The sequence below is a fragment of the uncultured Aurantimicrobium sp. genome (assembly GCF_936931525.1).
Lineage (GTDB): Bacteria > Actinomycetota > Actinomycetes > Actinomycetales > Microbacteriaceae > Aurantimicrobium.
The window spans coordinates 1-6,021 of the sequence record NZ_CAKZII010000101.1 but is presented as its reverse complement, the minus strand read 5'-3'; the positions used below and the strand labels follow the sequence as shown (position 1 = coordinate 6,021).

4 protein-coding genes and 1 pseudogene are annotated in these 6,021 nt (G+C 56.2%); 1 reads left to right on the top strand and 4 read right to left on the bottom strand.

Features of this window, described 5'->3' with window-relative positions; genetic code table 11:
• Positions 1–365: metallopeptidase family protein (locus Q0362_RS04820; protein WP_298120505.1), on the top strand; the 365-nt coding region annotated here is incomplete at its 5' end.
• Positions 366–372: 7 nt separating this feature from the next.
• Here Q0362_RS04820 and Q0362_RS04815 read toward each other — a convergent pair.
• The 4 genes and pseudogenes from Q0362_RS04815 to Q0362_RS04800 all read right to left on the bottom strand — a co-directional run.
• Positions 373–1,890 carry a DUF5719 family protein gene (locus tag Q0362_RS04815; RefSeq protein WP_298120502.1) on the bottom strand — a complete coding sequence of 506 codons (1,518 nt, stop codon included), beginning with the start codon at positions 1,888–1,890 and terminating at the stop codon, positions 373–375.
• The gene (locus tag Q0362_RS04810; RefSeq protein WP_298120499.1) at positions 1,874–4,771 is read right to left on the bottom strand and encodes a glycosyltransferase; all 2,898 of its coding nucleotides are present in this window, start codon (positions 4,769–4,771) and stop codon (positions 1,874–1,876) included. Before Q0362_RS04810 ends, Q0362_RS04815 begins: the two co-directional genes overlap by 17 nt.
• A 79-nt stretch (positions 4,772–4,850) precedes the next feature.
• A complete protein-coding gene (locus Q0362_RS04805; RefSeq protein ID WP_110232887.1) occupies positions 4,851–5,174 on the bottom strand; it encodes a WhiB family transcriptional regulator in 324 nt (107 codons plus the stop codon).
• 143 nt (positions 5,175–5,317) lie between these two features.
• A pseudogene (locus Q0362_RS04800) lies at positions 5,318–6,021 on the bottom strand (mannose-6-phosphate isomerase, class I); the annotation flags it as partial.

Genomic DNA, 6,021 nt, shown 5'->3' with positions numbered 1-6,021 from the left:
GTGGACCGGTGACAGGTCCCCACTTGCCCCAACTTCGTGGGCGATACGAAACCTTCATGCTCACCATTGCCCACACCGTGGATTACCTGCGCAGCATGTGGGCAGAAGAGCTGGCTGATGTGCACTTCGATGTGGCACCCACCCCTCCTCGTGTTGAAGTCAACGGGGTGGTGGAACGTTGGAAGGTTGACCACGAACGTCGACGCATTGTTCTCTATCGCGTTCCCATCCAGCGCATGAGCAAGCTCCACAAAGATGACCCACTTCACCGCCAAATGATGATTGAAAGCGTTGTTTTCAGGGCAGTGGCAGAACTCCTTGGCAAAGACCCCTGGGATCTTGGCCCTGAGCGCTTGCGCCCCTAATAGCTTTTTAGCGTGGGTAAACAGTAATGCTGGAGCCCAACACGTTGGCTGGGTTCAAGGCAATTGCTGAACCAAATCCACTGCCAATAAATGTCATTCCACCAACAAGCCCCTTGGCTCCTTGGGTGGTGTATTTGGCATCAGCCACGAGCTGAGCGCTAGCCATTTCTCCGGCTTTCACTGTCAGGACAACATCTTTCTGCCCTGGTGCCGACATAGTCACTTCTGCAGTCCTGTTTGCAGGGTTGTAGAAGGAAACCACTGGTGCAGGCCCCACAGGAACCGGAATCAACACGGTGTCAGTGAGATAGGAACTTGACGCAAGCCAGGTGAAGTCCCCGCCGCCAATTGACGCGGAAGGAGTAATGAGTGCAGGTGCGGCAGATGGTGCTGGAGTGGCAGCGGGAGTTCCCTCGAGAAGTGGGCTGGCTGCACTTGAGTCTTGGACAGTGCGCACACCTGCAACGAGTGGCTCCTGCCCAGTGATGATGACCGTATAGACACCGTCAGGGACACCTGCAGTTGGAAGCTGGGTGACTTTCTTGGCGGAGAGGTTGGCAGTGAATTCAACCTTCTTGCCCTCATTCGAGAGCAACGTGACGGTTACTTCGCTGTTCTTCTCACCGGGGACAAGAATACGAATACCCGGTTCAAGATCACTCGTTACATCGCTGACTTCAGAACGGTCATGATCGTGCTGACCTGACAGGACGACACCGGCAATGATTTGTTGAGTAGCCGCACCCGACCCCGGCGCTATCCACTCCACACCTGAGGGAACGAGTGTGCGAGTCACGGACTGCTGAAGATTCGCCAGAATTTGTCCGCCCACGCTCATCACACGGACAACGGGGGCAATGGCGTCAGGAGCGTATCCAGCGAGGGAAAGAATGCGCTGTTCTCCAGGGAGAACAATGATGCCTTCGGCAGCAACGGAATCGATGTAGCCCTGTTCAGTAAAGACTTCCAACGAAACGGTAGCGGTCACATCAGTGGGGTTGGACAGTGTCAACAACGTAGTCCGACCAACTTCGGTAGAACCACCGACCAGCCAAAGATCATTCGCTGGTTCGGTGCATGACGCAGCTGCAAGCCCTGACAGGGCTTCGGTAGCAGCCTGCTCTATTTGATTTCCTGCCAGCAACGGTGCTTCATCAGCTGACTCTGCAGGTGGGACGGAAATGACCTTTGGCGCTGCAGAGAGAGAGTCGTTGAGGTTATCTACTGCATCAAGCCACCAGATATCAAAGTTCTTCTCACTTGATGCTTCCGAGTACTGAGCTTGGCCCGTGGAATAGAACGTGATGTCTTCGGTTGCCTGCGGAGAAACCTCGAGCAATGGGCCAGGGCAGACACGTTGCTGCAATGCAGGAACGGGAGCAACACTCAGCGAAGGGGGTGTTCCAATGTACTCAGGCAGCGGCACCGTCACGAGTGCTGCGATACCGATCGCAATCGCTCCGGCACTGACGATGCCGGTGACACCTGTGACACCTGCACGAAGAGCCTTAGTTGTTTTCGACATCTTGATCACCTGCCAAAGGATCGACCGGAGTCAATTCATCTTCGTTTTCTATCAAGCCAGGGAGGTGACGCTTTGGGCGTGCATCTGGCATGACTGCACCAGTTGGAATTGCTAGCAGCAACGTCAAGATAATGATCAATGCCTGGACGGACGCAATCAGAACAAGCCATGGTTCAACAGGCATGGCTGACTGAAGGGGAACGATTGAAGCTGTGTCATATCCGGGGAAACGCCAGAGCAAACCGGCATCTGTCTTGCCCACAATCTCCACACCCGCATTGGCATCCAGTGTTGCCTTCACGCGTGCCGACATTGCTTGTGCTTGAGGTGTGATGTTTTCTCCCACCTCGGCAAGAGCTGGGGTCAGAACAACAAAGGCAACTCCGAGAGTTGTGAGTTCTTCAGTGGAGTCATTGCCACTGACCGATGCCAAGTTGCTGACCGTGTTTGCAAGAATCTGCTCTTGGGGAGCAAAACCAGCGCCTGAGGTGACAAACGTGGAGGTGGATTCCAAGGTCATGCCAGTTCCGCGAACCAAGTTAGCGCCCAAGCCGCCATCGGGTTGTGGGGTTAATACCAAGGTGCCCACCTGCGGATCAATGGCTGCTTGCGCCACGACATACGCGGGAAGTGTCTGCCCATTGCCTGCAACTACCTTCGAGTTGCCAAGGCTGGATGCTGCCAAAGCAGGCAATGCCAACAGCGTCACTGCGGCAATGCCGGCCACTGCGGGATAGAACGAGAAGCGACGAAGAATAGAAGCACCTGTGCCAGCAGCAATCATGAGTCCCAGCCACGCCAGGCTCAAGCCATTACCTGGCCACACAGCAACTGGTTCTCCCCCGTTGAAGGAGACAAAGAAACCAGAGGCAAAGACCGCGGTGACAATTCCGAGCACCATGACAAAGACAGCGAGCTGAGCGCGGATGGGGTACTGCGAGAACAGACCTACGAATGCCAACGCAACCAGCACGCCCACAAGGATGGCAACCCACACACTCGCAACTGGGTTTGCCCAGGGCAAGAATCCCGCTGCTTGGAGCCAGCCGCCCAGACCCTCGGTGGGGAATCCCAGAGCAAGCTGCCAGTGAGGTGCCGTAGCAGTTCCGATTGCGGGACCAGGATCAGCTGCAAGGCCGAACAGGTTGAGACCTAACACTTGAATGATCACGATCGGTGCCACGATCGCCGCTGCTGGAATGGGAATGGCAAGGAAGCGTGGAACGTAGCGCCCAGTCAGCAGGAGGGTTCCAATCCAGACCACCAGCAACGCAGGTGTGAGCGAGGGTGCACAGGCAACTACTGCAGCAAACAACAATGCAGTGGTTGCCGAAGCTGACCATGAGCGTGCTGCGCGAATGCCAGCAAAGAAGAGGAAAGGAAGAAGGATGTGCGCAACCACTGCTGCAGGACGGCCTTCAGTCAGTGCACTCAGAAGAGCGGGGCTCAAGCCATAGCCCAAACCAATGAAGGCACGAATACCTGATCGCTGAGTCAGACGAGCTGCCAGCAACCATGCACCAAGTCCTGCCAATGGCATGGCCAAGAACCACAGCATGACCAGTGAGAAGCTGGGCTGCCAGAAAGTCAGTGTTCCAAGAACGGCAACGACGCCAGCAAAACCATCAGCAGGTCCCACCACGCTGAAAGCACCTTCACGCCAGCCCCAGAGCGTCTGTGCCCACAACTCTGAAACAGAGGTTCCGAGCGGCAAAAGCGCGCCACCAGCAAGGGCATTTGCACCCACCAACGTGGAGAAACCGCCGACGGAGAGGAAAGCAAGGATCAGTGTGACCCAGGCACCACCGGATGAGAAGTAATGCAGGGGCTTCTTTTCTCCATGCACACGCAGCTGAATAGCTTCGCGTGCGAGGGACTCACGGCGACGAACATCAGCGCGCGTCACACGAAGGGACGCAAGAGAGTTCCATGAGGCCACTCGTGTGGAGCGAAGGAGTTTGCGAGCTCGACCAACCGAGCCACCAGAGAAGGCAGCCGACAATGCAGCTCGGAATTCTCCCGAGACAGCACCTGGACGTTTGGCAAGGAGTTGACCCAGTGAGCGCAGGACTGCCGAAGGCAAGAGCCCGAGCCAGTGCCAGAACAAAGCTCCACCGTTGGAATAGACCAAGCGGCGATAGAGCTCCGCGGAGCGATACTGACGAGCACGCTTCTTACGCGCACGATAGCTGTCAGTTCCAACAGGACCAATGACACCATCGCCAGCATTCAATACCTGAGCGGTGGGAACCACAGAAACACGGTGACCGGCAAGACGTGCACGAACACAGAAATCTAAAGCATCATCCACAACCCGGAGGTGGTGATCAAAACCTGCGAGTTCTTCCCAGACCTGCTGACGCACCAGCATGCCGTTGGCGCCCACACCCATCACGTCAGAAACGAGGTCATGTTGTGCCTGGTCGAGCTCGTCCACGACGAGTGAAATCGTGCGACCACCCTGTGCCAAGGTCAACCCGTATTCACGGATGTAGTCAGGGCGTTCCCAGTCCATTTGCTTAGGACCAACGACCGCTACCGAGGGAGAGACTTCGAGAGCACCAACTAGTTCTGCCAGAGCAGTAGGTTCTGGGGCACTGTCCTGGGCTAGGAACCACAGGAATTCGTCAGGACCCGATACGGCAGGGAAAGCCCTGGCGGCCACGTCGAGAGCTTCACCGAAGCTGAGACGACCGCCCCCGGTCAAGACCTGACTGGCACCGAAAGCTTGCAGCTGCGCAGCAGCGTTGTTCTTGGATGAATTATCGACGGCAAGGACGATATCTGGACGCCTGGTTTGCTTAGACAGGGCGTCGAGGGTTCGCGCGAGGTGCTCGCCGCCCTGGCGGGCAACGATGATCGCAGTAACTCTCGTTTTCATCCTTGCCAGCCTAGGCAGGAGAAGCCAAAAACCCGCCCAATTGGGCGGGCGTGGCTGGGAAACTCAGGGAGTTTGTGACTTAGGCGCGACGGCGGAGCTTGCGACGTTCGCGCTCGCTCAGGCCACCCCAGATACCGAAACGCTCGTCGTTAGAGAGGGCGTACTCGAGGCATTCGCTGCGAACTTCGCAGGAGGTGCAAATCTTCTTGGCGTCGCGAGTGGAGCCACCCTTTTCAGGGAAGAAGGACTCGGGGTCGGTCTGTGCACAGAGTGCATCTGCCTGCCACGCGAGGGGGTTGTCGTCAACATCAATGTTGCGAGAAGAAGGGGTTCCTGGAACTCCCAATCGAACTGGATCTACAAACCAATTCTCTGGAACGCTTGCGCGATATTCCGGTGCCATAAAGAACTCCCACCCCGGTGTCTTACGCACGCCACCATGGCGTGTCTAAGTAATTACACCGTTGTCATTCGTTTACGTCAAGTCGAGATTTGAAAACTTTGAAGACGCGCTGGAGACTTTGCGAACAAATAAGGGGTTATCCCCTAGAGAGCAATGAAGAGTTCACCCTCACCAGCGAAGGAAAGTGACCGTTCTTCCGCGGAAATAAAGGCATTTTGGCCTTGTTCAAGCTCGACAGAGCTGTCAGAACCTTCTACTGTCACATTTCCTGCCGTGCACGTAACAATTGCGTGACGTGTCAGTGAAAGTGAGTCAGATTTACTCATGCCAGATGTGACGACGACGTGTGCAAGCACAAAGTCGGGCACATCAGGAACGAAAAGATCAATGCCCTGAGCTACATTCAGTGGTTCAAGGATGGGCACGGGAACAACTTTGTCACTGACAACAGAGAGTAGTTCTGGAACATCGACGTGCTTGGAGGTCAGTCCCCCGCGCAGCACATTGTCGCTGGCCGCCATGAGCTCAATACCGAGTCCACGGATGTAGGCGTGCATGTTTCCGGCAGGCAAATACAGCGCCTGGCCTTTGGTCAGCGTTACTCGGTTGAGGAGCAGAGCAACCACAATTCCCGGGTCACCGGGATAGTCCTCGGCCAGTTCTACCAGGAGTGCATCCTTGACGAGCTTGCCCGCGAGAGAAATTTCAGCAACAAGTGCAGCTGCGTTATCGCCCGTCAGTGCCCAGTCCAGTGCCCAACGGATGGCACCATCCCCCCGGCTACTGAGCTGACTCGTGAATTCGGCGAGCGCGGAGGTCGCAGCACAGGCCTGCGCATTTGCTGCTG